Origin of the sequence: Hydrotalea sp. (genome assembly GCF_049968455.1) — a bacterium.
Lineage (GTDB): Bacteria > Bacteroidota > Bacteroidia > Chitinophagales > Chitinophagaceae > Hydrotalea.
In genome coordinates, this window is sequence record NZ_JBMFQT010000002.1 from 133272 (window position 1) to 160061 (window position 26790).

At 35.2% G+C, this 26790-nt stretch carries 21 protein-coding genes; 9 read left to right on the plus strand and 12 right to left on the minus strand.

Features of this window, described 5'->3' with window-relative positions:
• Positions 1-7: 7 nt before the first annotated feature.
• Complete coding sequence (locus ACP5P5_RS02135) at positions 8-1036, plus strand: glycoside hydrolase family 53 protein (protein WP_428284465.1); 1029 nt, start codon at positions 8-10, stop codon at positions 1034-1036.
• 51 nt (positions 1037-1087) lie between these two features.
• Here the strand turns inward: ACP5P5_RS02135 and ACP5P5_RS02140 are convergent, their stop codons facing one another.
• Positions 1088-3625, minus strand: a complete 2538-nt coding sequence (locus ACP5P5_RS02140) for an ATP-dependent Clp protease ATP-binding subunit (RefSeq protein WP_428284466.1) — start codon at positions 3623-3625, stop codon at positions 1088-1090.
• 86 nt (positions 3626-3711) lie between these two features.
• Here ACP5P5_RS02140 and ACP5P5_RS02145 point away from each other — a divergent pair, with 86 nt between their 5' ends.
• Entirely contained in the window at positions 3712-4116 is a 405-nt protein-coding gene (locus ACP5P5_RS02145) for an STAS domain-containing protein (protein ID WP_428284467.1), read from the plus strand.
• A 79-nt stretch (positions 4117-4195) separates the two neighbouring features.
• Positions 4196-5101: a ribonuclease Z gene (locus tag ACP5P5_RS02150; RefSeq protein WP_428284468.1), complete on the plus strand. Its 906-nt coding sequence runs from the start codon at positions 4196-4198 to the stop codon at positions 5099-5101.
• Here ACP5P5_RS02150 and ACP5P5_RS02155 read toward each other — a convergent pair.
• From ACP5P5_RS02155 to ACP5P5_RS02180, 6 genes are all read right to left on the minus strand, one after another.
• Positions 5098-6249, minus strand: coding sequence for an alpha/beta hydrolase (locus ACP5P5_RS02155; RefSeq protein ID WP_428284469.1), 1152 nt, complete (start codon positions 6247-6249; stop codon positions 5098-5100). The genes ACP5P5_RS02150 and ACP5P5_RS02155 overlap by 4 nt on opposite strands.
• A gap of 76 nt (positions 6250-6325) precedes the next feature.
• Complete coding sequence (locus ACP5P5_RS02160; protein WP_428284470.1) at positions 6326-6955, minus strand: LolA family protein; 630 nt, start codon at positions 6953-6955, stop codon at positions 6326-6328.
• Positions 6956-7120: 165 nt separating this feature from the next.
• A complete protein-coding gene (locus ACP5P5_RS02165; protein ID WP_428284471.1) occupies positions 7121-9814 on the minus strand; it encodes a DNA translocase FtsK 4TM domain-containing protein in 2694 nt (897 codons plus the stop codon).
• A gap of 110 nt (positions 9815-9924) precedes the next feature.
• Positions 9925-10317 carry a DUF423 domain-containing protein gene (locus ACP5P5_RS02170; protein WP_428284472.1) on the minus strand — a complete coding sequence of 131 codons (393 nt, stop codon included), beginning with the start codon at positions 10315-10317 and terminating at the stop codon, positions 9925-9927.
• Positions 10318-10320: 3 nt separating this feature from the next.
• Positions 10321-10902, minus strand: a complete 582-nt coding sequence (locus tag ACP5P5_RS02175; protein ID WP_428284473.1) for a shikimate kinase — start codon at positions 10900-10902, stop codon at positions 10321-10323.
• Positions 10903-10920: 18 nt separating this feature from the next.
• A complete protein-coding gene (locus tag ACP5P5_RS02180; RefSeq protein WP_428284474.1) occupies positions 10921-12105 on the minus strand; it encodes an acyl-CoA dehydrogenase family protein in 1185 nt (394 codons plus the stop codon).
• Positions 12106-12341: 236 nt separating this feature from the next.
• On the opposite strand from ACP5P5_RS02180, the gene ACP5P5_RS02185 reads away from it, so the two are divergent.
• A complete protein-coding gene (locus ACP5P5_RS02185) occupies positions 12342-13520 on the plus strand; it encodes a cation:dicarboxylate symporter family transporter (RefSeq protein ID WP_428284475.1) in 1179 nt (392 codons plus the stop codon).
• A gap of 1 nt (position 13521) precedes the next feature.
• On the opposite strand, the gene ACP5P5_RS02190 is transcribed toward ACP5P5_RS02185, so the two are convergent.
• The gene (locus tag ACP5P5_RS02190) at positions 13522-14304 is read right to left on the minus strand and encodes a S1/P1 nuclease (protein ID WP_428284476.1); all 783 of its coding nucleotides are present in this window, start codon (positions 14302-14304) and stop codon (positions 13522-13524) included.
• Between the two features lie 219 nt (positions 14305-14523).
• On the opposite strand from ACP5P5_RS02190, the gene ACP5P5_RS02195 reads away from it, so the two are divergent.
• Positions 14524-15246: a response regulator gene (locus ACP5P5_RS02195; RefSeq protein ID WP_428284477.1), complete on the plus strand. Its 723-nt coding sequence runs from the start codon at positions 14524-14526 to the stop codon at positions 15244-15246.
• Positions 15247-15387: 141 nt separating this feature from the next.
• On the opposite strand, the gene ACP5P5_RS02200 is transcribed toward ACP5P5_RS02195, so the two are convergent.
• Positions 15388-17877, minus strand: coding sequence for a DPP IV N-terminal domain-containing protein (locus ACP5P5_RS02200; RefSeq protein WP_428284478.1), 2490 nt, complete (start codon positions 17875-17877; stop codon positions 15388-15390).
• Positions 17878-17996: 119 nt separating this feature from the next.
• Here ACP5P5_RS02200 and kynU point away from each other — a divergent pair, with 119 nt between their 5' ends.
• Together kynU and ACP5P5_RS02210 are read left to right on the plus strand one after the other, a co-directional pair.
• Positions 17997-19259, plus strand: a complete 1263-nt coding sequence (gene kynU / locus ACP5P5_RS02205) for a kynureninase (protein WP_428284479.1) — start codon at positions 17997-17999, stop codon at positions 19257-19259.
• A gap of 3 nt (positions 19260-19262) precedes the next feature.
• Entirely contained in the window at positions 19263-19874 is a 612-nt protein-coding gene (locus ACP5P5_RS02210) for an SGNH/GDSL hydrolase family protein (RefSeq protein WP_428284480.1), read from the plus strand.
• Here ACP5P5_RS02210 and pyrF read toward each other — a convergent pair.
• Together pyrF and ACP5P5_RS02220 are read right to left on the minus strand one after the other, a co-directional pair.
• Positions 19863-20705 (minus strand): orotidine-5'-phosphate decarboxylase, encoded by an 843-nt coding sequence (gene pyrF, locus ACP5P5_RS02215; RefSeq protein WP_428284481.1) that lies wholly within the window; start codon positions 20703-20705, stop codon positions 19863-19865. The two genes, ACP5P5_RS02210 and pyrF, sit on opposite strands and share 12 nt — an antisense overlap.
• 28 nt (positions 20706-20733) lie before the next feature.
• A complete protein-coding gene (locus ACP5P5_RS02220; RefSeq protein WP_428284482.1) occupies positions 20734-22098 on the minus strand; it encodes an alpha-amylase family glycosyl hydrolase in 1365 nt (454 codons plus the stop codon).
• Positions 22099-22272: 174 nt separating this feature from the next.
• On the opposite strand from ACP5P5_RS02220, the gene ACP5P5_RS02225 reads away from it, so the two are divergent.
• Positions 22273-23361, plus strand: a complete 1089-nt coding sequence (locus tag ACP5P5_RS02225) for a tryptophan 2,3-dioxygenase family protein (protein ID WP_428284483.1) — start codon at positions 22273-22275, stop codon at positions 23359-23361.
• 7 nt (positions 23362-23368) lie between these two features.
• Here ACP5P5_RS02225 and ACP5P5_RS02230 read toward each other — a convergent pair whose 3' ends face one another.
• On the minus strand, positions 23369-25945 hold the full coding sequence (locus ACP5P5_RS02230) for a WD40/YVTN/BNR-like repeat-containing protein (protein WP_428284484.1): 2577 nt from the start codon (positions 25943-25945) through the stop codon (positions 23369-23371).
• A gap of 187 nt (positions 25946-26132) precedes the next feature.
• Here ACP5P5_RS02230 and ACP5P5_RS02235 point away from each other — a divergent pair, with 187 nt between their 5' ends.
• Positions 26133-26726 carry a hypothetical protein gene (locus ACP5P5_RS02235; protein ID WP_428284485.1) on the plus strand — a complete coding sequence of 198 codons (594 nt, stop codon included), beginning with the start codon at positions 26133-26135 and terminating at the stop codon, positions 26724-26726.
• Positions 26727-26790 lie beyond the last annotated feature (64 nt).

Below are 26790 nucleotides of genomic sequence, written 5' to 3' on the forward strand. Positions count from 1 at the left end.
TACAATTATGTTTAAGTTTAAAATAGTATTGCTATTGGGAATTTTATATGGTACTATTGGATGTAGCAAACCCAATTCATCCAACAATGTAACAACCGGCGACACTACCAAATTTTACAAAGGAGCTGATGTAAGCTGGGTTACAGAAATGGAAGCAGCAGGTTGGTACTATTATGACTCATTGGGCATAAAAACTGATTTATTTACGTTACTGAAACAAAAAGGTATTAATGCCATACGGTTACGCATTTGGGTAAACCCTTCAAACGGGTGGTGCAACTTAAATGATGTTATAGCAAAAGCTACACGTGCAAAACAAGCCGGCATGGATATTTTATTAGACTTTCATTATAGTGACACATGGGCTGATCCCGGCAAACAAACCAAACCGGCTGCATGGTTAAACTTAGCATTTCCGGCTTTAGTGAATACACTTAGCACCTATACTACACAAGTTTTGCAAGCATTGCAACAAAAAAATATTGTTCCAAAATGGGTACAAATTGGTAATGAGGTTGATAATGGCATGTTATGGGAAGATGGGCGTGCTTCAAGCAATATGAATCAATTTGCAACATTAATCGAAGCCGGTTATAAAGCTGTAAAAAACTTCAACCAAAACATTCAAGTAATTGTACATGTATCTAATGGATACAATAATAATTTATTTCGTTGGCTTTTTGATGGTTTAAAAAACAATGGCGCCCAGTGGGATATAATTGGCATGTCGCTTTATCCTGACAGCACCAATTGGCATTCATACAATACCCAATGCCTGTCAAATATGAACGATATGATTAATCGTTATAATTGTTCTGTAATGATATGTGAAGCCGGAATGCCTGTGAATCAACCTGCTATTTGCAAACAGTTTTTAACTGATTTAATTCAGAAAGTACGAGGCATACCCAATCATAATGGCATAGGTGTATTTTATTGGGAACCAGAGTGTTACAATAATTGGCAAGGCTACGGTTTAGGTGCGTTTAATGTTACAGGCAAACCCACAGATGCCATGAACGCATTTTTACAATAAAAAAACCTGCAGAAACAAACTGCAGGTTTATATAATTTAAAAAATATAAACTTAAGCTTTAGCACTTTGCTGCTCAGCAGCTCTTTTCAATTCAAAAACAATTTTTGTTTTGTCTTTGTCTAATGAAGCAATCAAAACATCACCGGCTTTTACATTCATGTTTAATATTTCCTCAGCCAACGGATCTTCCAAATATTTTTGAATAGCTCTGTGCAAAGGCCTAGCACCATATTGTACATCGTAACCTTTGTCGGCAATAAATTCTTTAGCTTCGTCCGTTAATTCAAGGGTGAAACCTAAATTCACCAAACGTTTCATTACACCTTTCATCAAAATATCAATAATGCTGAAAATGTTTTCTTTGGATAATGCATTGAATATTACAACATCATCAATACGATTTAAAAATTCAGGAGAGAAGGTACGTTTCAGTGCCTTTTCAATAACGGCTTTGTTATTTTCTTCTTCATTTTGAATACGTGCAGCTGTTGCAAAACCAACGCCACTACCAAAATCTTTTAATTGGCGTACCCCAATGTTGGAAGTCATAATAATCAAAGTATTTTTAAAATCAATTTTACGACCTAATCCATCAGTCAACTGACCATCATCTAATACTTGTAATAAAATATTATAAATGTCAGGATGCGCTTTTTCAATTTCATCTAACAAAATAACGCTATAGGGTTTGCGACGCACTTTTTCAGTTAATTGGCCGCCCTCTTCATAACCAACATAGCCCGGAGGAGCACCAATTAAACGACTAACGGTGAATTTTTCCATATATTCACTCATATCAATGCGTATTAATGCATCTTCTGAGTCGAACATATAACGAGCTAACGAACGGGCTAATTCAGTTTTACCTACACCGGTAGGACCTAAGAAGATGAAAGTACCAATGGGCTTTTTAGGATCTTTTAAACCTACCCTATTCCGCTGAATGGCTTTTACAACTTTAGCAATTGCTTCATCCTGACCAATTACCATGCCTTTCATATCTTCAGCCATGCGGCGAAGTTTTTCTGTTTCTGCCTGTACCATTCGTTTAACCGGTATACCTGTCATCATACTAACTACTTCGGCTATATCCTCTTCGCCAATGGGATAACGTTTGTTTTTACTTTCTTCTTCCCAAGCCAACTTAGCTTTTTCCAATTCTTCACCCAAACGTTTTTCTTTATCGCGTAATGCAGCAGCTTCTTCAAAACGCTGGCTTTTTACTACTTTGTTCTTTTCGTTTTTAACTTCCTCAATTTGTTTTTCTAAATCAACTATTTCTTGAGGAACATTAATATTTTTTAAGTGTACACGAGCACCTACTTCGTCCAAAACATCAATTGCTTTATCTGGCAATAAACGATCAGTCATGTAGCGGTCGCTTAATTTTACACAGGAGTCAATGGCTTCCTGATCGTAAATAACATTATGGAAATCTTCATATTTGCTTTTAATGTTATTCAAAATCATAATAGTATCGTCTACGCTAGGGGGTTCAACTAAAACTTTTTGGAAACGACGATCTAAGGCACCATCCTTTTCAATATATTGGCGATACTCATCTAAAGTAGAAGCACCTATGCATTGCAATTCACCACGAGCTAATGCGGGTTTAAAAATATTTGATGCATCTAATGAACCACTGGCACCTCCTGCGCCAACAATGGTATGAATTTCATCAATGAATAAAATAACATCCCGGTTCTTTTCCAATTCATTCATGATGGCTTTCATGCGTTCTTCAAATTGTCCACGATATTTTGTTCCGGCAACCAAAGCAGCTAAATCGAGCGATACGACTCTTTTATCAAACAACACCCTGCTTACCTTTCTTTGTACAATACGCAATGCCAATCCTTCTACGATGGCTGTTTTACCAACACCGGGTTCGCCAATTAAAATGGGATTATTCTTTTTTCTGCGTGAAAGAATTTGTGAAACCCTTTCAATTTCTTCTTCCCTACCAACAATAGGGTCTAAAGAATTGGTTTCGGCCAATTTGGTAATATCTCTACCAAAATTATCGAGTACCGGTGTTTTACTTTTAACATTGCCTTGTTTAGCAGTACGTTGATAGGCTTTTTGTTTTTCGTCATCAAAATCGTCTTCACCCTCATCAGAAAATTCGTTTTTGGGTGGAGGCGTAGAATTGGTACCTACCATACCTAATTCATTTTTGAAAATATCATAATCTACATCAAATTGATTTAGAATTTGTGTGGCTATATTTTCTTTATTTTTTAAAATGCTTAACAACAAATGTTCGGTTTCTACTAATGGGCTTTTTAAAGCCTTCGCTTCTAACACAGTAACACGAATTACTTTTTCGGCCTGCTTAGTTAAGGGCAAACTATTAATATTTGCAATATTTTTTCCGGTTTTATCTTTTACTGCCAACTCAATTTCTTTACGTAATTCGTAAAGGTCAACATTTAAATGCTTTAAAACCTTTATTGCAACATTTTCACCATCTCTAATTAAGCCTAATAGTAAGTGCTCTGTACCAATAAAATCATTACCCAACCGTAAAGCCTCTTCACGACTGAAAGAAATGATTTCTTTAACCTGAGCTGAAAAATTATTATCCATAATCTTTTGGATTTATACAATTATAACGAATATTTTTGATCAAAGTTGCCTTCAATTTATTCACAACATGTTTAGAAATATTGTTTATGAAAGTCAAAATTGATACCAAGGAAAAATTTACCGTTCTAACGCCAGAAGAGCCTGTTATTTATGACAATATGGCTGATGAATTAGCTGCTATGTGTCAACAATATCTTCAGGGGTCAATCAAAAATCTCATTTTAAAATTAAATAAAGTTCATGATATTGACGGCAATATAGCGCAAAAGATTATTGAATTACAACAAAGTTTTTACGATAATAGTGCTTCCTTTATTGTTAGTGAAATGAATGGTAAAATAATGGATGTTTTTGAAAAAGGAGATTTGTTGGAAATGCTGAATTATACCCCAACTGAAAGTGAAGCTTGGGATATTGTTCAAATGGAAGAGATTGAAAGAGAACTACTGGACTCAAATGATTTTGAATTTAATACCGAGGACGATAAATAAATTAAATTTGTAGTAAGTATTTTTAACACTTCATTAATAGTACAAAACAATTGTTTATTAAATTGAATAAAAATTAACTATGTTTGGAGTAACTATTTTAGGCAATAATTCGGCTTTGCCTGCTTATGACAGGCATCCAACTGCGCAAATAGTTACCATTGGCGACCAATTAATTTTAATAGATTGTGGAGAAGGAACCCAAACCCAATTGGCTAAGTATAAAATTCGAAGAAGCAAAATCAATCATATCTTAATATCCCATCTGCATGGCGACCATTATTTTGGTTTACCCGGTTTAATTACAAGTATGGGGCTGTTAGGCAGGCAGAATGATTTGCATTTATATGCCCCGGCAGCATTAGAAAATATTATACAACTTCAACTAAAAGCAGGTAGCACAGATTTGCCTTTTCAACTTCATTTTCACGCTTTAGAAGATTTTGAAAATATTTTAATAGACGAGCCGAAATTTTCTGTAAAGCTTTTTCCTGTTGAACACAGAATACCCTGTTGGGGGTTTGTCATTAAGGAAAAACGCATGCCTCGAAAAATTAATAAAGATGCTGTTATTGCTTATCACATACCGGCAGCATATTATGAAGCATTACAAAAAGGAGAAGATTATACCAACAAAGAGGGGTCAGTTATCGCCAACGAATTACTTACCAATCCCAATAAACCTGCTAAATCATACGCCTACTGCGCCGATACGCGTTACGCACCTGAAAATGCAATAGTTTGTGAGGGCGCATCCCTATTGTATCATGAAACTACTTATTTACAAAACTGCGAACACAAAGCCCAAATACGTTATCACTCTACTACTGAACAGGCTGCTAACTTTGCAGCAAAAGCAAAGGTTAACAAATTAATTATTGGACATTTTAGCAGTAAATATGAACAACTGGAAGAATTTTTAAAGGAAGCTCAACCCATTTTTCCCAATACTGATTTAGCTATTGAAGGCGTAACCTATTTGGTTTAATAAAGCTGCATTAACCAATTGTAAAAAGCCGGAAATTCTTGTCGCCAGTACTTTTCATTATGTGTACCGGGAGGATATATAGAACGACGAATAACATGAATGGGGTAAGTATTTAAAGAATTAATTACTGCATCCATATCATTTACCATACCAGTACTTTCTTTACCGCCAGCATAAAAATAAAAAACAGGTTTAAAGTTTTTTGCCGTATTGAAATGCAATTGACGTGGTGTATACAACCAAAAGGCAGGTGAGAAAATACCGGCAGCACCAAATACGTTTGGATATTTAATGGCAGCATAATAACTAATTACAGCACCCATGCTGCTTCCTGCAATATAAGTATAATCAGGCCCTTTTTTGGTTCTGTAATGATTGTCGATATAAGGCTTTAGTGTTTGTATTAAAAAATTAACATATACATCCCCCTCAGCTTTTACGGAATCAGGTGTTGCTTTTCCGGCTGGTATATTAAAAGGGCTGTATTCACTTAAACGATTTTTGCCCCCATTATCAATACCTACAACAATGCAATATTTACCTAATTTCTGCGAAAGGGTATCTAAACATTCATCTATTCCCCATTCACCTGCAAATGCAGTTTGTTCATTAAACAAATTTTGCCCATCCTGCATATATAATACAGGATAGGTTTGCGTACTTTGAAAATAATTTTTAGGTAAATAAATCCATACGCGTCGTTTAGCATGTAATTGGGGCATATTAAAAGCTGTATCAATAATTGAAACCTGAAGGCTGGCAGTATAAAGCTTAGGTTTTTCAGGATAATCATCCTTCCAACCGGCAATGGTCAATGTTGTGTCAATATCATTGGTTACTAGCAAAATTCTATCATTCATATCTCGCCCATCAGCCAAACATTCAACTTTATCAAAACTACCTCGCGTAAATTTAAAAGCATAATTCCCTGGAGCCATGTTTTTCAATACTATGCCTAACCTATTTCCACCGAATGGCTTTAACTTATATTGTTCGTCCTTTGGATTCCAATTATTAAAATTACCCGTTACATACACTGCATCATTATGTTTGGTAGCAATAGATGTTACCACCAGTTTTACGGTATATTGAGCATTACAAAAGCGTACAGAAAAAATGAAAACGAATAAAACAAATAGGTAGCGCATAATGAATAAAGGTACTGAACTGCAACAAAAATGCCACCGTAATTGGTGGCAATTATGTTAAAAATATTGCATTAGGTTAATCTAACAACTCTGCATCGGCAGGATAATTAGCACGTTTAAAAGTAAATGTTCCTTCAGGAAAGTTGGCATTGGTATTCATATTGCTGATTAACACCACAGTTTTATTATTGCTTTTATCTAAAATAACTGCTTTTGTAACCAAATGTTTTACTTTATTTATGAACAAATCAACTTTTTGAAAACTCTTTCTTTCATCTTTAGGAAACATTTCTACTTGATAATTAGTACCATTAGAAGGGATTAATTTATAAGTAAAATCGTTATCGTATGAACCGGATAATAATTTTTGTGGACTTAAGGTAGCATTACTTTCTTCTACTGATGATTTGGTAATAGTTTTATTTCCATCGTAGTTATAAACATTGGTACCATCACAAATAATTACTGTTTTACCTTGTTTCAATAAGTATTTATCGCCCTTCATTGCAAGTGTTCCAGTTTTAGTTCCATTAGGCTTACCCTTACTGGTAATAGATTCTAAAGTAAATTTGGCTGTAATACCCTTTGCGCCTTTAACTTTTTCACCTACCTCGCTTAAAACCTTTTTAGCTGCAGGATCATTTTGGGCTTGGGCCGTGAAAAAACTTACACTACAAAAAGCTGCAACAAAAAACAAATACTTCATTGTAAAAATTTAGCGTTATTAAATATAAAATTTCGAATATAATGGTTGCAATATGCTACATTTCTAAATTTCGGCCGCAAAGATAACACTTTATTAAGCTTTAGAACGCTGTATTGGTGGAATAGTTTATTGAGCTATTAAAAATATGAAGAGGGATTATGCTAATTATAGCATAGAATGTAAATACTCCTCTAATTCAGTTTCCGTTTTAAATCGTACTTCACGGGCTTTACTACCCTGATTAGGGCCAACAATACCGGCAGCTTCCAATTGGTCCATTAACCGCCCGGCTCTATTATAGCCCAATTTCATACGACGTTGAATGAGTGAAGTGCTTCCAACCTGGTTTTGCACAATTAAACGGGCAGCATCCTCAAATAAAGGGTCACGGTCTGCCACATCCATTTCTTTTGCCTCCATGTCTTTTTCATCAACATATTCTGGCAATAAGAAAGCATCAGGATAACCTCTTTGCTCTCCAATAAAATTACAAACCTTATCAACCTCAGGCGTATCCACAAAAGCACATTGCAAGCGAACAATCTCTCCATTATAATTGATTAACATATCACCCTTTCCAATCAGTTGTTCTGCACCACCTGCATCTAAAATGGTTCTACTATCAATTTTAGAAGATACTTTAAAGGCAATACGAGCCGGAAAATTTGCTTTAATAGTACCAGTAATAATATTTACAGATGGCCTTTGTGTAGCAATGATTAAGTGAATACCCACAGCTCTGGCTAATTGTGCCAACCGTGCAATAGGCATTTCTACCTCTTTACCGGCAGTCATAATTAAGTCGGCAAACTCATCCACTACCAAAACAATGAATGGCAGGAATTGATGGCCTTTTTGAGGATTTAAGCGACGTTCCGTAAACTTCTTATTATATTCTATTATGTTTCTTACCCCTGCTTCTTTCAATAAATCGTAGCGATTATCCATTTCAATACAAAGAGCATTTAATGTATTCACTACTTTTTTTGTATCTGTTATTATCGCCTCATCTTCACCGGGTAATTTTGCTAAGAAATGTTTCTCAATCACACGATACAAGCTTAGTTCTACTTTTTTAGGATCAACTAATACAAATTTTAGTTGAGATGGATGTTTTTTATACAACAAGGAAACTAATATGGCATTCAATCCAACTGATTTACCTTGTCCGGTTGCACCTGCCATTAATAAATGAGGCATGGCCGCTAAATCAACAATAAAATTTTCGTTATCAATTTTTTTACCAATCGCTATGGGCAATGAAAAATTGTTTTTTTGAAATTTTTCGCTTGACAGTAAAGTACGCATACTTACTACTGTTTTACGAATATTGGGCACTTCAATACCAATGGTTCCTTTTCCCGGAATAGGTGCAATGATACGAATACCTAAAGCAGCTAAACTCAAAGCAATATCATCTTCTAAATTTTTTATACGACTAATACGCACACCCGGTGCAGGTACAATTTCATAAAGTGTAACCGTAGGACCAACGGTAGCGGCTATGCGTTGTATGGCAATATCATAATTCTGTAAAGTTGCAATAATTTGGTTTTTATTGGCTTCTAATTCAGCCGGGTCGTGTACAATTTTTTCGCTACCGTGCAAATCCAGTAAATCCAAAGTAGGAAATTGATAATTGCTTAATTCTGCCGTTGTATCATAAGGCTCACTCAGTATTTGTTCTATTTTTTTGGGCGAAGTTACAGCCGCTTCGGTTGTTACGGGCTTAATTTCAAGCGGCATTTCAACAGCATCATCAATCATTAAAGCGGCACTACGGGATTGCTTTTCATGTTCATTATTATTGATGTTAGGAGGCACATTTTTAGTAGGCGCTGATGCATGCGCTAAAACCGGTTCAGCTTCCAGTAATTCACTTTCCTCTGCTTCATGTTCCAAAATTTCTTGTTCCAATAAATCATTTTCATTAGTATGCAGTACGGCGTCTTTTTCCATTAGTTCAAACTGAACCAAAGGATCATTGGTATCCTTCGGCTCAACGATAGGCATTATAACAGTAACATTACTGCCTTCATTTTTTAATTTATTAGAGCTGGTCCAAACTACTTCGTCCGCATTACTATTCACTTCTAATGGCACTTCATTAAGTTCAGAATTTTCTTGTTGCCATTCTCTGTTAACCGGAATTTCATCGTTTTCCAAATTTGCATCCTGTTCATTTGTTTGATCGGCAATATTAGTATTCTGTTTTTTACTACTGCGCTTAAAGTTTAGCCATTGGGGTATATTAAAAGTTGGATTAAATCTCCAAATAATATAAGAGAAAACAGCAATTAAAATAAATGCAGCTGTACCTAATTTACCTAACCAATTCAAAAACCAGGTGTTTAACATATTTCCCACTGCCCCACCCCAAGCAAATTGCATATTAGGCGTTAAGTATGTAGCAGTTAAGCTAATTAATAACAAGCCTACTAATACATAACGAATATTTCTTTTAACTGAAAAAACTTTTTTGGAAAATAAGCCATTCACGCCAAGTACAAAAAAGAAGGTACAGAACAAATAAGCAGCAATGCCAAAACCTTTGTACATGAACAAATGAGCAGTATAAGCACCTAATACTCCTAATAAGTTAGCAATGCGTACATCTTCTAAGGAAAAAATTTTTATACCAAATTGCTGAACTTTATCCTGATCATCTTGCCAAGTAAACAAATAAGATGAGAAGGCAATGAATAAGAAGAAGGCAAATAAAAGGGATACTGCACCTGCAATTTTGGTAGTTCGCTCATCTTTTACCACTTCAGATACAGTTACATCCACCTCTTTATCGGGTTGTAATTTTTCAGGATCAGGAGGTGGCGGCACATTCTTTTTTAAGCGGTTTGCCATATTAACAAATTTAAGCTAACTACCTACCAATTTAAAAGAATGGCCGGATATGTGGATTATTTATTTAACACGAAGTAGTTATTCAGATTTTCTTACCAAGCTTTGCCGAATTAACTTTTACGATTTATAGCAATAGCCATACAAACCCATCCTGCTATAAAAAACAATCCACCTAATGGGGTAATGGGGCCTATTATGGAAATTGCAGTAGGGTTATGCATTGCTTTTAAAAAAGTAATGGCATATAATGAACCTGAAAAAAACAAAATTCCGATAGCAAAAAAACGCCCCGAAGCACGCATCCATCGGCCGGGAAATGATTTATATAAAAGTCCCATAGCAATAATGGCCAGCACATGAAACATTTGATAATGAATACCGGTTTCATACACATTTAAAGTATCCGTATCAACCCACTGCTTTAATGTATGTGCGCCAAATGCACCTAAGATAACCGTTAATGCCCCTAACCAAGCTGCTGTTACTAAAAACCCTCTATGCATATTTTATACATTATTTTGTTGAAAATTATTTTTAAAAAGCTGTTCTATAGCATTTGCCAGGAATTGCATATTCAATGTTGCTTCATTCATATGAATATGCGCTAATGCATAAAACACACTTCTCTCTTCTAACTTTTTATTTAAAAAAGTTTCTAAATCATTTACGTTTTCAAAATGTGCAATAAGTGGGCGATGTTTTTTTTCATGCCACAATCGTTGAACTAACACATTAACAGGTGTGTTTAACCAAACAGTAATGCCATGTTCATTCATCCATTGCATATTTTGATGAAAGCAAGGTGTACCCCCACCCGTTGCTATAACTGTATTGCTTTGAATACCTAATTGCCTTATTGCAGCAGCTTCTTCTTTTCTAAAATAGGCTTCACCATTTTGTTCAAAAATATTGGCGATTGATTGGTGGTGTCTTTCCTCGATTAAGGCATCTAAATCTATTCCTTCAAAGTTTAAATGTTTTACTAATTGCTTACAACAATAACTTTTTCCACTACCCATCATTCCCACCAAAAAAACGGGTGGAAAATTTGTAAATTTTGGTTTACTATGTTTTGAAGGGTCATTCATTTTTTAAAGGTGCATATACTAATTAAATGCATTGAAGCCCGTAACATCCATACCGGTAATTAGCAAGTGAATATCATGCGTTCCTTCATAGGTAATTACACTTTCTAAATTCATCATATGGCGCATAACAGAATATTCTCCGGTAATACCCATACCACCCAGCATTTGCCTGGCATCACGAGAAATACGGGCAGCTATTTCGCAACTGTTTCTTTTAGCCATGCTTACCTGAGCAGGAGTGGCTTTTCCTTCATTCATTAAAACACCCAAACGCCAAACCAAAAGTTGAGCCTTGGTTATTTCTGTAATCATTTCGGCTAATTTTTTTTGTTGCAATTGAAATGCACCAATTGGTTTACCAAACTGAACACGTTCTTGGCTATAACGCAAAGCAGTATCATAGCAATCCATTGCAGCACCCAAAGCACCCCAAGCAATACCATAACGTGCTTTGGTTAAACAACTCAATGGTCCTTTTAAACCTTTAATGTTTGGTAATATATTAGTTTTAGGCACTTTTACGTCATGAAAAACCAGTTCACCGGTAGCACTTGCACGCAAACTCCATTTGCCATGTGTAGTTGGTGTTGAAAACCCTTCCATACCCCTTTCAACAATCAATCCATGTACTTCACCGGCTTCATTCTTAGCCCAAACAACAGCAACATCTGCAAATGGGGCATTGCTAATCCACATTTTGGCACCATTTAAAATAACATGATCCCCTGCATCTGTAAAATGGGTTAACATTCCGGCCGGATTACTGCCATGATTGGGTTCCGTTAAACCAAAACAACCTAACCATTCTCCTGAAGCCAGTTTGGGTAAATATTTATTGCGCTGTTCTTCATTTCCATAAGCATATATAGGAAACATTACCAACGAACCTTGCACACTTGCAGTAGAACGCACACCGCTATCACCCCGTTCTAATTCTTGCATCATAAGTCCGTAGCTAATATAGTCTAAACCACCACCGCCATATGCAGTGGGTATAGTTGGACCAAAGCAGCCTAATTGGCCTAGTTGTGCCACAATATGTTCAGGGAATGCTGCATTTTGTGCATATTCTTCAATAATGGGTGAAATTTCTTTTTTTACGTAATTCCGAACTGCATCACGAATCATTTTATGCTCTTCAGTCAATAAATCATCCAGTTGATAATAATCAGGTGATTGAAATAAATCGGTTCTGGCAGCCATAATCGTTCAGTTTTAAAATTGAATATTTGTAAGTGTTTTTTAAATGCAGTTGTTTTATAAAGGCTTCGTTCAAACAATGAAACAAAAGTAGTGTGTTGTAAACAGCCTACCATATTTTGTTTGTTTTTTGTGCGAAAATTGCATTTACCATTATTTTCATGGTCCTATTTTTCCCATTTATGCCATTATGGTTGGAACTAAGTTTATATTGATTGATAATTTATAAATTTTTGCTTTTGAAAAAAATATTCACGCACTTAACATTTTACGTTTTTGTGGCCATTATTACCGCTATTGTTTTAGGTATTGAGGCTCCACAAACAGCAGTAAAAATGAAGTTTTTAGGTACTTATTTCATAGAAATTATTAAGCTGTTCATTGTACCAATTATATTTTTTACAATAGTGTTAGGTATAGCCGGCATGGGGAATTTAAAAAAAGTGGGAAGAATTGGTTTAAAGGCGGTAATTTATTTTGAATTGGTAAGTACATTTTCACTGTTTATTGGAATTGTTGTTGGCCTAATATTTAAACCAGGGCATGTTGATACTACTACTTTACCCATATCCGTTGCAAAAAATCAATCTTCTACAGAAAACTTCAGTTGGCTGGCATTTCTTCAATCAAATACCACCATTCAAGCATTAATTGTGGCCATTATTGTGGGTATAATTGTTAATAATCATAGCAAAAGAGTTACCATTATTGACTTTTTGGGAAGAATTGCACACTATTTATTTCTTGTTTTAAAATACATTATGTACCTGGCACCTTTAGGTGCTTTTGGGGGAATGGCTTTTACGGTTGGAAAATTTGGCTTAGCTACTTTACTTCCTCTTATCAAATTGGTTGCATGTGTATATGGTGCATCAGCATTCTTTGTACTAATTGTTTTGGGAAGTATTTTAAAATATTATGGCATTAATGTGCTGCACTATCTATCTGCCATTAAAGATGAAATATTATTGGTTTTAGGCACATCCTCCTCCGAAGCAGCTTTACCTTCCATGATGTATAAGTTGGAAAAAATGGGCTGCAGTAAAGCAGTGGTTGGATTGGTTATTCCCACGGGTTATTCATTCAATTTAGATGGCACCTCTATTTATCTGTCAATGGCTGTAGTATTTATTGCGCAACTTTATCAGGTGCATTTAGGATTAGAGCACTTGGTAATGATAATTCTTATTTTAATGCTAACCTCCAAAGGTGCGGCAGGTGTAACCGGCAGTGGCTTTATTGTTTTAACAACCACCCTTTCTGCATTGCATAGTATTCCGGTAGAAGGACTTGCCTTTTTATTAGGCGTAGATAAATTTATGAGTGAAGCAAGAGCCATTACCAACCTTATTGGTAATGGCGCTGCAACTATTGTAATATCAAAAAGTGAAAAGGAATTTGTTTCTCCAATAAATTGAATTAACCAAAAATTTGATTGAGAATACCCGCCAAATGCACACCACCTTTTAATAATTGTTGGTTGGCTATGTCAATATGGTCATACACATAACGGTAACTTAAACGTGGATCGGGCGAATTGATTTCACCATATAATTTTTGAGCAATTACATAGGAATCGTAAATCCACTGACTAACAGGCTGTTGCATCCAAGCTTTACGTTGTTCAGGCGTAGTAAAATTAATAGCATTGGTATATTCTGTATAGCTAAGTTGCTCACTGCTGATTAATTTATCATCCCAAACTGAATGTAAATTAGTAGGTTGGCCAAACCAAAATACTTTAATTTTATTACCGCCGGCGTCTTCTTCACGACTTACGTGCATGGGTTGATGGACATCCCCCACAATATGAATGAGTAATCGCACATACATTTTCTTTACATCTTTAGGCAAATCTTTCTTTTTCAATTCACTTGCCAAAAAATTGATTTTTGTGTAGGCATCGGCAATAGTATCCTGGGCTAAATAAGCGTTTAATTCCTGTTGGGTTAAGTTATCGGCCACATTAATGTAATGCCAAGGAGTTAAGTAATCATAATCTTTATCTGAGCGAACAAAATCGGCCCAGGTACTGGCCAATGCAATAGTTTCATTGCCTAAAATTTCTTTAATGGCTGCAGCCGCTTTGGGGTTCAAATAACTTTCGGCAATTTGCCCAACTACTCTATGCCCTAACATACCCCACGCCATTGAACTAAAGGGAATGTAAAGTAACAGTGCACCTAAAATAAGCTTTCTCATATGTACATTTTTTTACGAAAATAAATGAACTTGTTAGAAATTGTGATGAAGAAATTAATAATGGAGAAAAGGGCAAAAATTTCAGTTAAAAATGATTTTTGGAAATTTGAAGTAAAAAAATGTAATTTGCCAATACATTTGTCCCCCAACAAATCAAAGAAATTAAAGCATGAGGTTGTAAATTGGCAAAATGCCTATTATTAACCAATATTTGAGTGCATGTATAGATTTGTTATGGTAGATGACCACTACCGAACCCATTGGCGTTTTAGAGATTTTTTTATTGAGCGTACAGACTTTGTAATGGAAAAAGCCTGTTACTCGGCTTATGAGTTTCTGGTATATATTAAAGATTTAGAACTAGAGAAAAAGCCCTTACCCGATTTATTGGTAATTGACATTAATATGCCTATTGCCGACGGTGCTTCGCTGGCTCATTACATGAAGATTTTCTATCCCAACATTAAAATTTTAATTTTAACCGTTCACGATCACGAGGAAAATTTATTTAATGCCACTTTATGCTTGGCAGATGGTTTTTTAATGAAACCTTTTTTTGAAGATTTAATCATTGATGCTTTTCAGCGTATAATGAATGGTGAAGAATTTTACTTAGATCCTCGAACAACTTTACCATATCCCACTATTATTGAAGAATCATTGGTTTATAGGGAAGAAAGAATAAGGAATGTCAATCCTTTCAATTATTCTGAACTTGAAAGAAAGTATTTGATATTTCAAGTAATGGGACTACCCAATCAAAGAATTGCCTACTTATTAGATTTATCTATTGAAGAGGTTAAAAAACTTCATGAACACATGGTAGTTAAAACCGGGGTAAGTAAGTTACCTAAAATAAGTGAAGACAGCAATCTACGCAACTTTTCTATTAGCCACAATTTAGCCAGAATGGCCGATTTCAGGGCATTTTTAACCAAATAAGTTGAACTTTTTTACTTTTAAATGAAATAAAAAAGCGGCTGAAAATCAATAATCAGCCGCTTTTTCGTGTAAAAAAATAAGTAAAGTAAAAAAGCCTGTAATTTTTTAGTAGGTGCTTTTCTTGCTTTACACAAGCAAATATTATTTGCTCATGGGTATATCATTATCCATTTCAGTTATATTGACGCTTCTTTCGGTGGTATCACCCATCAAGTATTTAGAAAAATAATCTGCCATACGCCACCAAAAATATTCTGTCATATCACCATAACCATGGCGCTGACCCGGCAACACAACCAAATCAAAGCGCTTATTGGCTTTAATCAAAGCGTTGGCTAAGCGAATGGTATTAGCAGGATGAACATTGTTATCAATATCACCTGTTGAAAGCATTAAATGCCCTTTTAAATGACTGGCAATATCAGGGTTTTTATCAATGCTATAAACAAAACTGGTATCGCCACCTTTAATAATTTCTTTTACTCCATGATGCTTTTCACTCCACCAACGGTTGTAAATACTATTATCATGGTTACCAGATGAAGATACAGCCACTTTGAAAAAATCAGGATAAACCAACATTGCTGCAGCACTCATAAATCCGCCGCCACTGTGACCATGTATGCCTACTCGATTAATGTCCATGAACGAATATTTGTTACACAATTGTTCAGCAGCAGTTTTTTTATCAGCCAATCCATAATCGCGCAAGTTTCCATAACCATAAGTATGGTACCATTTGCTGCGCGATGGATTACCACCCCTATTACCAACAGTAACAATAATAAATCCTAATTGTGCAAGCCTGTCTGTTCGATTCATATTGGTTGAAAAAGAAGTATTAACAGCTTCTGTTTGCGGTCCGGGATAAACGTATTCAATAACAGGATATTTTTTGGTTGAATCAAAATCGAAAGGTTTATAAAGCACCCCATACAAATCTGTAATGCCATCATCAGCCTTTACCGTAAATGTTTCCGGAAATTTATAACCCGTAGCCATTAATGCAGATAAGTCAGCCGTTTCCAAATTCATTAATAGCTTTCCATCAGTATTATACAAAGCAGAAACCGGAACTGTATTTACTCTGCTATAGTTATCTACAAAATAACGATTATCATCATTTATTTCAATAGCGTGATCATAGTTACCGGCATCTAATAAAGTCAATCCGGTACCGTCTAAATGAACACTATAAGCATGAAGATAATATGGGTTTTCATTTTTTTCACGTGCATTAGCAGTGAAATATAAAATGCGTTTGTCAGAGTCAATGCCTAAAATATCTTCACAATGATAAGGACCGGAGGTAATTTGATTTTTAAATTTACCATTTCCATCATACAAATAAAAATGCCCCCACCCATCACGTTCACTCCATTCAATTAGTTCTTTTCCTTCGTTTACCAAGCCCAACCTTTTCACTTCTACATAAGTATTAAAGCGTTCTTGTATTAAGGTTTGAATAGTGTCGGGACCAACCCATGCTTTACAAATATCTACTCGTTTTAAATCGCGGCTGGTACGCGTAAAATAATAGGCCTGATTAGTTCCTAACCAAATGCTGGGGCGTGTATCATCATCTCTGTTATTTTTTTTGCCGGGAGCTGCCCAAATACTAATATCCTGATCCTTAAATTCAGCAACAGGCAATTCTTTACCTTCTTGCTTTTGCATGTCGAATAAATACAAGTGATCAACCGGTGATTGTTTTTCGCCGGGCATCCAATATTTGTAAGTTTCCAGGGTTGGCCTGGGTTGTGCAATACTATTAATTACCCATAAATCTTGTACATTTCTATTATCTACTCTTGTTAATGAAAAGTAACGACTATTAGGCGACCAGTAAGCCCATACGGCTTTGCGTTTCTTTTTATTTTTTTCTTTATCAACATTCGACTCGCCCATGCCCGATAAATTTGAGCTATTGTAGTAACTAAAATTTTCAATGCCATCTTTTGTTAATGCATGTTCAACAATAGTTGAATCATCTTCATTTTGCAGAGCTTTTTCATAGTTTTGTTTATCCATCCAGTACAAATTATTATCTCTTCCAAACAATACATAAGCACTATCTGGCGAAATATTGGCCCAAGCAGGTTTGCGAACGGGACGTTTAAAATCTTTCAACTCAACCAACTCATTGGTATTAATGTTGTATTCAAAATAAAACACTTTCTTTTTGGGCGTTGTATTGGCAGCTTCATGATTTTTCTTCTTAGTAGTGTCATTCGTTACTTCATCAATAGAGCTTTTAATTTGAAATTGAATCCAATTTTCATCACGTACAAACTTTAAACTATCAATGGGCAAATGCTGCGCATCAAAAGGATCTTTTACAATTAAAGTAATAGCCGCAGCTAATTTATCATTGTCAAACAAGGCTTTTTTCTCATTCTTCAGCGGATCAACGATGTACCATTTTTTCCCATTCGTAGTTTCATACATGTACCAAAACCGATTGGATTTCTTTAGCCAATGCGGATCAACCGATGTACTAAACACCATTTTTTTTAACCGATTAGGTGAATATTTAGCAGCTTGTTCATAATTGGCTTTGGTTACCAACTGCTGTGCAAAACACACCGTTGTAGTACTTATAAATACATACAGAAAAAACAATTTTATCATAGCATTGATTTTTGGAAGCAATAAATGTAGCTAAATAACGCATACAGCAAAAACCACTTATCCATAAATAAGCAAATTTGTTTGAAAGAATTAATTTTAATTTGTAAAAACAAAACCAAATGCCGCCATTTACAACTGAGCCTGATTTTTTTGTACAGGCCGATGCTCATGATATTTTAATCAGTTTTAAAAATGAATTTTACTTTCCAACCATACAAAATCAATCGGCCATTTACTTTTGTGGAAACTCATTAGGTTTACAACCTAAAAAGGCTGAACACATTATTCATCGTGAATTAAACAGTTGGCGCAACAATGCCATTGAAGGTTTTTTTCACGGAAGTCATCCCTGGCTATATTATCAGGAATATGCCAAACCTACATTGGCTAAAGTAATGGGCTGTTTACCGCATGAAGTAACGGTAATGAATACACTTACGGTTAATCTTCATTTATTGTTACTGAGCTTTTATAAACCTACTTCAAAAAAGTTTAAAATCATAATGGAAGCCGGCGCTTTTCCGAGCGACCAATATGCTGTTGAAACGTTAGTAAAACATTTTGGACTAAATCCGGAAAATACCATCATAGAAATTGAACCTGAGCCCGGTAAAAAAACTATAACAACAGAAAACATTCTACAAACCATTCACCAACATGCTCATGAATTGGCATTGGTTTTAATGAGTGGCATTCAGTATTATACCGGACAATTATTTGATATTCCTTCCATTACTGAAGCTACACACAAATGCGGTGCCGTTACTTGTTTCGATTTAGCACATGTGGCAGGGAATGTACCCATGCAGTTACACAACTGGGACGTTGATTTTGCTGTATGGTGCAGTTACAAATACTTAAATGGCGGCCCCGGTGCAGTGGGTGGTTTATATATTCATGAAAAATATGCTACCGATACAGCTTTTCCCCGTTTAGGCGGTTGGTGGGGTAATGATGAAAAGGAACGTTTTAAAATGGAAAAAGGGTTTAAACCTAAAGCAAATGCAAGTGGCTGGAATATTAGTACCACGCAAGTAATGAATACGGCTGCATTATTGGCTTCATTAGAAATTTTTGATGCAGCAGGAATGGAAGCTATCCGAAATAAAAGCATAGCCTTAACCGGTTATTTGGAATTTCTATTACAACAACTACCCCATTTATCATTTGAAATTATTACACCGTCAAACCCTAATGAGAGAGGGGCGCAACTATCTTTATTTTTTAAAGAAAATGGGGAAGCGATTTACCATAAAATGTTAGAAAACGGAATTATTGTTGATTACAGAGAGCCTGGTGTTATTCGTGTTGCACCTGCCCCATTGTATTGCAGTTTTGCTGATGTATTTGCATTTTATGAAATTTTGAAAAATAATTTTTAATGTATGCCTCAACCTTATAACATCCTTTGTCTGGGTGATTCTTATACTATAGCAGAAGGCCTTCCGTTATATGAAAGTTTTCCTTATCAATTAGTACAACAATTGCGTACCAACAATATTAATTGTAATGCCCCTGAAATTGTAGCAAAAACCGGATGGACCAGTTTTGAGTTGATGGAACACATGACAAGCTATACTTTCAAGCCTACCTATGATTTTGTAACATTATTAATTGGCGTGAACAATCAATACCGGCATTTAAATCAAAGCGATTTTGAGAAAGATTATCATGCACTCATTCAAAAAACTTTAGCATTTGTTAACCAACAACCCATTAAAGTTATTGCCATTGCTATTCCGGACTGGGGATATACGCCGTTCGCAACAAAGCATTTTTCAGAAAACATCCAATCTATTCATACAGAAATTTCAAATTATAATAAAATTTGTAAAACAATCTGTGCCGGCTCCGGTGTTCATTTTGTTGATATTACAACTTACACTAATACTAATATGCCTACATCGCTATTAACTAATGACCAGCTTCATTATTCTGTTAAAATGTATCAAAAATGGGCAAATGCAATGGCACCAATTATATTGTCACAATCCTAGTTTTCGATTTAATATATCTGACATTTCACTGTGGTATTTTGCCGCTTCAGTAACAGCCATTTGCTGAAAATTCTCAGAAATACCCGCATAAAGAATGGCTCTACTTACATTTACTAAAATCCCAATTTGTTTATTCCATCCAAACTCTGCCACTTCCTTTAAACTGCCACCTTGTGTACCAACGCCCGGCACCAGGAAAAAGTGTTCAGGTACAATTTCACGAATATGTTGCATTTCATTGGCCTTTGTGGCGCCAACTACAAACATTAATTGATTTGGTGTTGCCCAAGATGCAATTGTTTCAATTACTAACTCATACAATTTTTTTGATGAATTACCATGATTGGTTTTTGGCACAACAGTCAACTGCTCAAAATCTTGGCTGCTTTTATTAGAGGTAAGACCTAATACGATGGTTGTTTTATGTGTATATTCTAAAAATGGCTTTATACTGTCTTCACCCATGTAAGGTGCTACTGTAACAGCATCAAAAGGCAATGTTTCAAAAAAAGCTTTTGCATATTGTGCGGCAGTATTACCGATATCGCCCCGTTTAGCATCCGCAATAGTAAAATGAGTATTGGGAATATAATGCAGTGTGGCTTCTAAAATATCCCAACCTTTTGATCCCATTGCTTCATAAAAAGCCGTATTTATTTTATAACTAACACAGTAATCTTTTGTAGCGTCAATAATTGCTTTATTAAAATGCAAAACAGCATTGGGTTGCTGTTGTAAATGCTTAGGAATTTTGTTGAGTTCTGTATCTAACCCAATACATAAAAAATTTTTTCTTTTAACAATTTGCTCGGGTAATTGATGAAGTTGCATTATTTAGTAAATACATTTTTAATATTATTTAATACACAAATACTTTGTAGCCCCAATCGGGTAAAGATAGTGATGCACCCTTTGCAAAATTAACATGCTCATTACTAAACAGTTCCGTTGCACTACCAATAATTTGAGGATGATTCAAAGTTACATTAACCGGACTATTACTCCAGTTTAATACCACTAAAACTTTATTATTACCCATAGTACGAATGAATGCAACCACTTTATTATCTACATTGGTATGAATATGCGTAAATGCGGCATTGGCGGCTAACGCACCATTTTCCGAACGCAAGTGTAATAATTTGGAATAAAATGGTGCACGTTCAAAGTTTTTAAACACCATGGTATCTTTATCAAAAAAGCGAATGGCCCGCAAAATAGGTTCTTCCTGACCACTATATATTAGAGGGACGCTACGAAAAATAGTTTGTGTATACACTGCAAATGGCGCATGAACTTTACCCGGCATTGTTGAAAAATCAGCACCATTCCAACTATTTTCATCATGATTGCTGGTAAAGAACATACGTAAAGCGTTTTTGGGGAATTGATTTTCTGTTCTATGTATAGCGCTATCAATGGCAGAAGCCGGCTTTTTCCCCTTGGCTATTTCTTTCATAATATTGAAATCGTACCAGGTATAAGTTGCATCAAATCCATCAGCATTTAATTCGGGCTTATCACCTTCTGCCAGCATAAAAATATTTTTATCCTTTCGCAAAGTAGCAATACATGTTTTCCAAAAGTCATCGGGCACATCACTGGCAACATCGCAACGATAACCATCAATACTGGTAGAATCAATCCAATATTTCATTTGAGCAATCATGCTATCTCTTAATTCCTGATTGGCATAATTTAATTTGCGAGTGTCAGCCCAATCAGCAGCCATCATTGGTTTACCTGTACTATCTTTCACATAAAAATCAGGATGTTTTGTTAACCAATAATGATCAGCGCCGGTATGGTTGGGCACCCAATCTAATATTACTTTAAATCCTTTTTCATGACAAAGAGATACTAAATGTTTCCAATCGGCCATGGTACCAAATTCCGGATTGACATCCATATATGTGCTAACTGCATAATAGCTGCCTAAGCTACCTTTCCGATCAACTTTACTAATAGGATTAATGGGCATAAACCACAAAGTTTGCACTCCCATATTTTTTAATCGATCCAAATTTGGTTCAAATGCTTTAAAAGTGCCTGCAGCAGTATATTGTCTTACATTTACCTCATAAATATTTCCCTGCATTATCCATGCCGGATGCCCATCAATTGTAGCAGTATCACCGATTGAATTAGCAGTTTGTTGTTGTTTGTTTTGTTGACAAGCGCTTAAGAAAAATACAAACAAAACAATTCCATAAACAGCTTTCATAAATGAATAATTTTTTGATTAATTAATAGCCGCACTAATCCTACATCATACTTTGTGTAAATTAAACACATTTATACCATACTCAAAAATATTTCAACTAATTTAAAATCTAAAAAAAGTGAAAAATTAAAAATGCAACTTTGTACCTACTTTCAACATCTTAAACAATGCAACATGAGTAACGGATCTATTTATTATCACAACTATTTAGAGTTAGACAAAATTTTAGAAAGTCAACACCCCATAAGCTTTGAACCGGGCAATGAACCGGCACATGATGAAATGCTATTTATTATTATTCATCAAGCCTATGAACTTTGGTTTAAACAAATTTTGTTTGAACTTAACAGCATAATAAAGATTTACGAAAAAGAAACAATTAATGACAATACGGAAGACGCAGGTATCATTTTACAAAGAATAAAACGCGTAAACAGTATTTTACAATTACTCAACCAACAGGTGCGTATTTTAAATACCATGACGCCTTTAGACTTTCTTTCATTTAGAAATTTATTGGTTCCGGCATCAGGATTTCAAAGTGTGCAATTCAGGTTAATAGAAGCTACGTTAGGTTTAAAAATGCAACAGCGTTATCGTGAAGATTATTATAAACGAACTAACGAAGGTGGCTTTATGCAAAGAGACTACCATAAAATTAATGTAACGGAAGAGGCTTCTACTTTAGATATTTTAGTAAATAAATGGTTAGAAAGAATGCCATTTCTTGAAATTGAACTATGGCAACATTTTCAATCTCGACATACTCAATATGAAAATATTACTAATCATCCATTTTGGAATGTGTACAGAAATATTTATGTAAATGGGTTGAATGATTACGAAAAAAACAAAATTGATGATTTCGATTATATTTTATTCAATATTCAATCATTGAACAGTAATCCTGAACAATTGAAACTGCTGCGCCAGCAATTTAGCCCCCAAGCATTACAAGCGGCGTTATTTATTACCCTTTATAGAAATTATCCTTTACTTCAAACATCTTATCAAATCATTGATGCATTAATTGAAACGGACCATTTACTAAGTACTTGGCGACATGAACATTTAACAATGGTACGTAGAATGATAGGCATGCGAGTTGGTACAGGCAATACCAGTGGTGCAGGATATTTAGAAGGAGCAGCACAACAACACTTTATTTATAAAGATTTGGCCGGCCTTTCTACTTTTTTAGTGGAAAGTAAAAAGTTACCGGCCTTACCTAATGAAGTGTTGCAACATCTTATTTTTAAATAAGCATTTATTACTTCAATTTCTTTTGAATTTCACTTAAAGAGGCTATGTAAATGCTTCGACCGTGAGTACCTAAAATTATTTCATTGGCAATAGGATGAATAGTAATATCATGTACCGGTATACTATATGGCAATCCTTTGTTCCAAGCCATAAAACTATTGCCATTATTATTGCTTACATATAAACCACCATCCGTACCAACATAAATTATGTTTGGCAACTTGTTATCTTCTTTTACCACATTAATTGATTCATAGGGCAAATCATTACCAATAGACTTCCAATGCTTCCCGTAATCTTCACTAACAAATAAATAGGGTTTAAAATCATCATTTCGATATCCGTTCAAACTTACATAAACCCTACCCTCTTTATATGCACTAGCTGTAACTCTGCTAACGTATAAGCCTTTGGGTAGCCCTTCATTAATAGATTGCCAAGTATAACCATCATCAAAACTTATATGCATTGAGCCATCATCTGCACCGGCATACAACATTCCAAATCTTAAGGGGCTTTCACTAATTGTAGTTAAAGTGCCAAAAGGCACATTGCCCTGAGGCGGATTAGTGGTTAAGTCGTTACTGATAGTTTCTAAATGTTCACCCCTGTGCATGGAACGCTGAAATTTATTACTACCATAGTATAAAATATCCTGATTATGCCTACTTAACAAAATAGGTGTTTGCCAGTTAAAGCGCAAAGGCTCTTCGCCCAAATCGGCATGGGGATGAATATAAATGGTGGAATCAGATTTTTCATTTTTTTCATCAGCTGCTGTTACATTTAAATTATTATCTGGTGCAGCATCTGCATCAGGTTCATCAACGGAAGCGCGTTTATGTTTATTGCTACGCATATAGTTACCAAATTGATAGCCTGAATAAACTGTTGTATTATCGCGCCAATCTACTTGCACTTGCATACCATCTCCCCCATTAATGGGTTTAAATGCATAATCGCCACTAGCCATCCATCCCGGATTCTCTTTATGATTAGAAGGCCCATACCAACTGCCATTATCTTGTAAACCTCCATATACATTATATGGTTTCGCCATATCGAAAGTAACGGAATAAAATTGCCCAACTGAGGGGGTATTGGCTTTAAACCAGTGCTCGCCATCATCATAGGTAATATTGCATCCACCATCATTGCCAATAATGATGTGGCTATCATTTTTTGGGTTTAACCATGCAACATGATGATCGGCATGTGTTAATGCATTATTTATTGGTTTGAAAGTTTTGCCGCCATCTTCACTCAATTCAACATCAAACCCGGTAATAACTAACTTATTATCATTAGCCGAACTAACAAATATTTTCCCAAAATAATAGCCATAAGTATTATACAATTTCAGTTGCTTTTCATTCATTTTTTTCCAGGTTTTACCTGCATCTTCACTTCTGTACACTTCACAACCTATAATTGGTGTATTAAATAATGCGGCATTAGCATCCATTAAATAATCCCAAATACAAGAGGGTTTCAACATGCCATTACTCACTTTTTCTTTAATATTTTCAGCTGTGTATTTTTCTGGGAAACCATTGCGTCGAATATGCAAAAAAGCATTAAACTTTTTATTATCAAGTGCTAAGAATTGCTCTTTTGTTAAGTTTTTAAAATCGTTAATGGTGTATTTACTGGTATCGGTATGTTTTTTTGCAGTATCGGGTAAATGAAAATTATTATCTACAACAGCATAAACCCAATTAGGGTGTTGATAGGCAGTTGCAATGCCTATTCTTCCAACACCTTTCCCAACCGGAAATCCGGCTCCGTTAGTAGTAACTAAATGCCAGCTATTCCCACCATCAGTACTTTTATATATCCCGCTGGAAGCTCCACTTTCTTCAAAATTGGATGCTGTTCTGGTTCTGTACCATGCAGCCGCATACAATACAGAAGCATTATTAGGTTGAATATCTAAATCAACCACTCCGGTATTATCATTCACAAATAAAGTTTGCTTCCAAGTTTTTCCACCATCAGTAGTTTTATAAACACCTCTTTCTTTGTTGGGCGAATACAAATGACCTAATACGGCTACCCAGGCTATATTTTTATTGGAAGGATGTAATACAATTTTTCCAATATGATGGCTTTCAGGTAAACCCATATATTGCCAGCTTTTACCTTTATTTAGTGATTTAAATATACCTAAGCCGGCATAGGATGAACGACTACTATTTACTTCGCCGGTACCTACCCATATGGTGCCTGAAGACCATTCAACTGCAATAGCACCAATGGTAATAACATTGGCACTATCAAATACAGGAGTAAAACTTTGTCCATTATTATGCGTATACCATAATCCACCCGTTGCATATGCTACATAAAACTCATTTGGATTAGCGGGATTAACAGCCAAGTCAACGACCCTACCGCTCATAATACTGGGCCCCACATTTCGAAAGGCTACATCATTAATAATTGACTGACGAATTAAATCCGTTTTTTTTTCAAGCCCTTTTATCCTTTCATTAGCAGGAGTTGGAGCTATTTGAGCAAAGCTGCTTACTACCAAAAATAAACAGATAGCAACAAGCGTTAATTTTTGCATATTCTTTCTCATTTGCATTAGTTAAAGTATGTTTTGGTTTGGAACTAGATTTGACAAAAAAAAGTACATTCGTACAACTAATATACAATTTATGCGCTGGTTACTCATACCATTCATCCTTCTTTTTTACAACAACACAAATGCGCAGTGCAAAACTTATAGACTATCAGATAGAGGTGACACTTTAAATTGTACTGACATGAATAATAAGAAGCAGGGTAAATGGAAAATTCATGTTGATGAATTGAGAGGTGAACCAGGTTTTGAGGAAGAAGGTGAATTTAAAGACAATTTAAAAGAAGGTAAATGGCGGAGATATACTTTAATGGGCGATTTGATTGCTGTAGAAAATTACCGTTGGGGGAATAAGGATGGCGAACAGGAGTATTTTTATAATGGTTCACTAGAACATACTGAAAGTTGGAAGGCAATTGATCCTCAAAAAAAATTAGACACCATATTTGTGCAAGATCTAAATGATGAGTACAAAGTAGATAAGAAAATAATTAAAGTAAATGCCTATGCAGTAAAAGATGGAATTTGGAAGTATTACAGACCAGGCGCCAATACATTAATAAAAACAGAAACCTACAATTATGATGCATTGGTAAAACCACAAACGGTAAAACTTAATAATAACCCAATGACAGATACCACCACTAACCCTTTATTAAAAGATAGCTTACCTACTTCAAACCCCAATACGAAAAAACCGAAGGAAATTTTACAATTTGAAAAAAAGCATAAAAACAATTCAAAATTTAAAGTACGAGATGGGTCAACCGGCAATTAAAACTGAAATGCTAATAATAAAAAATGGGTAACTTAATTGGGTTACCCATTTTGATGTTGGAGAT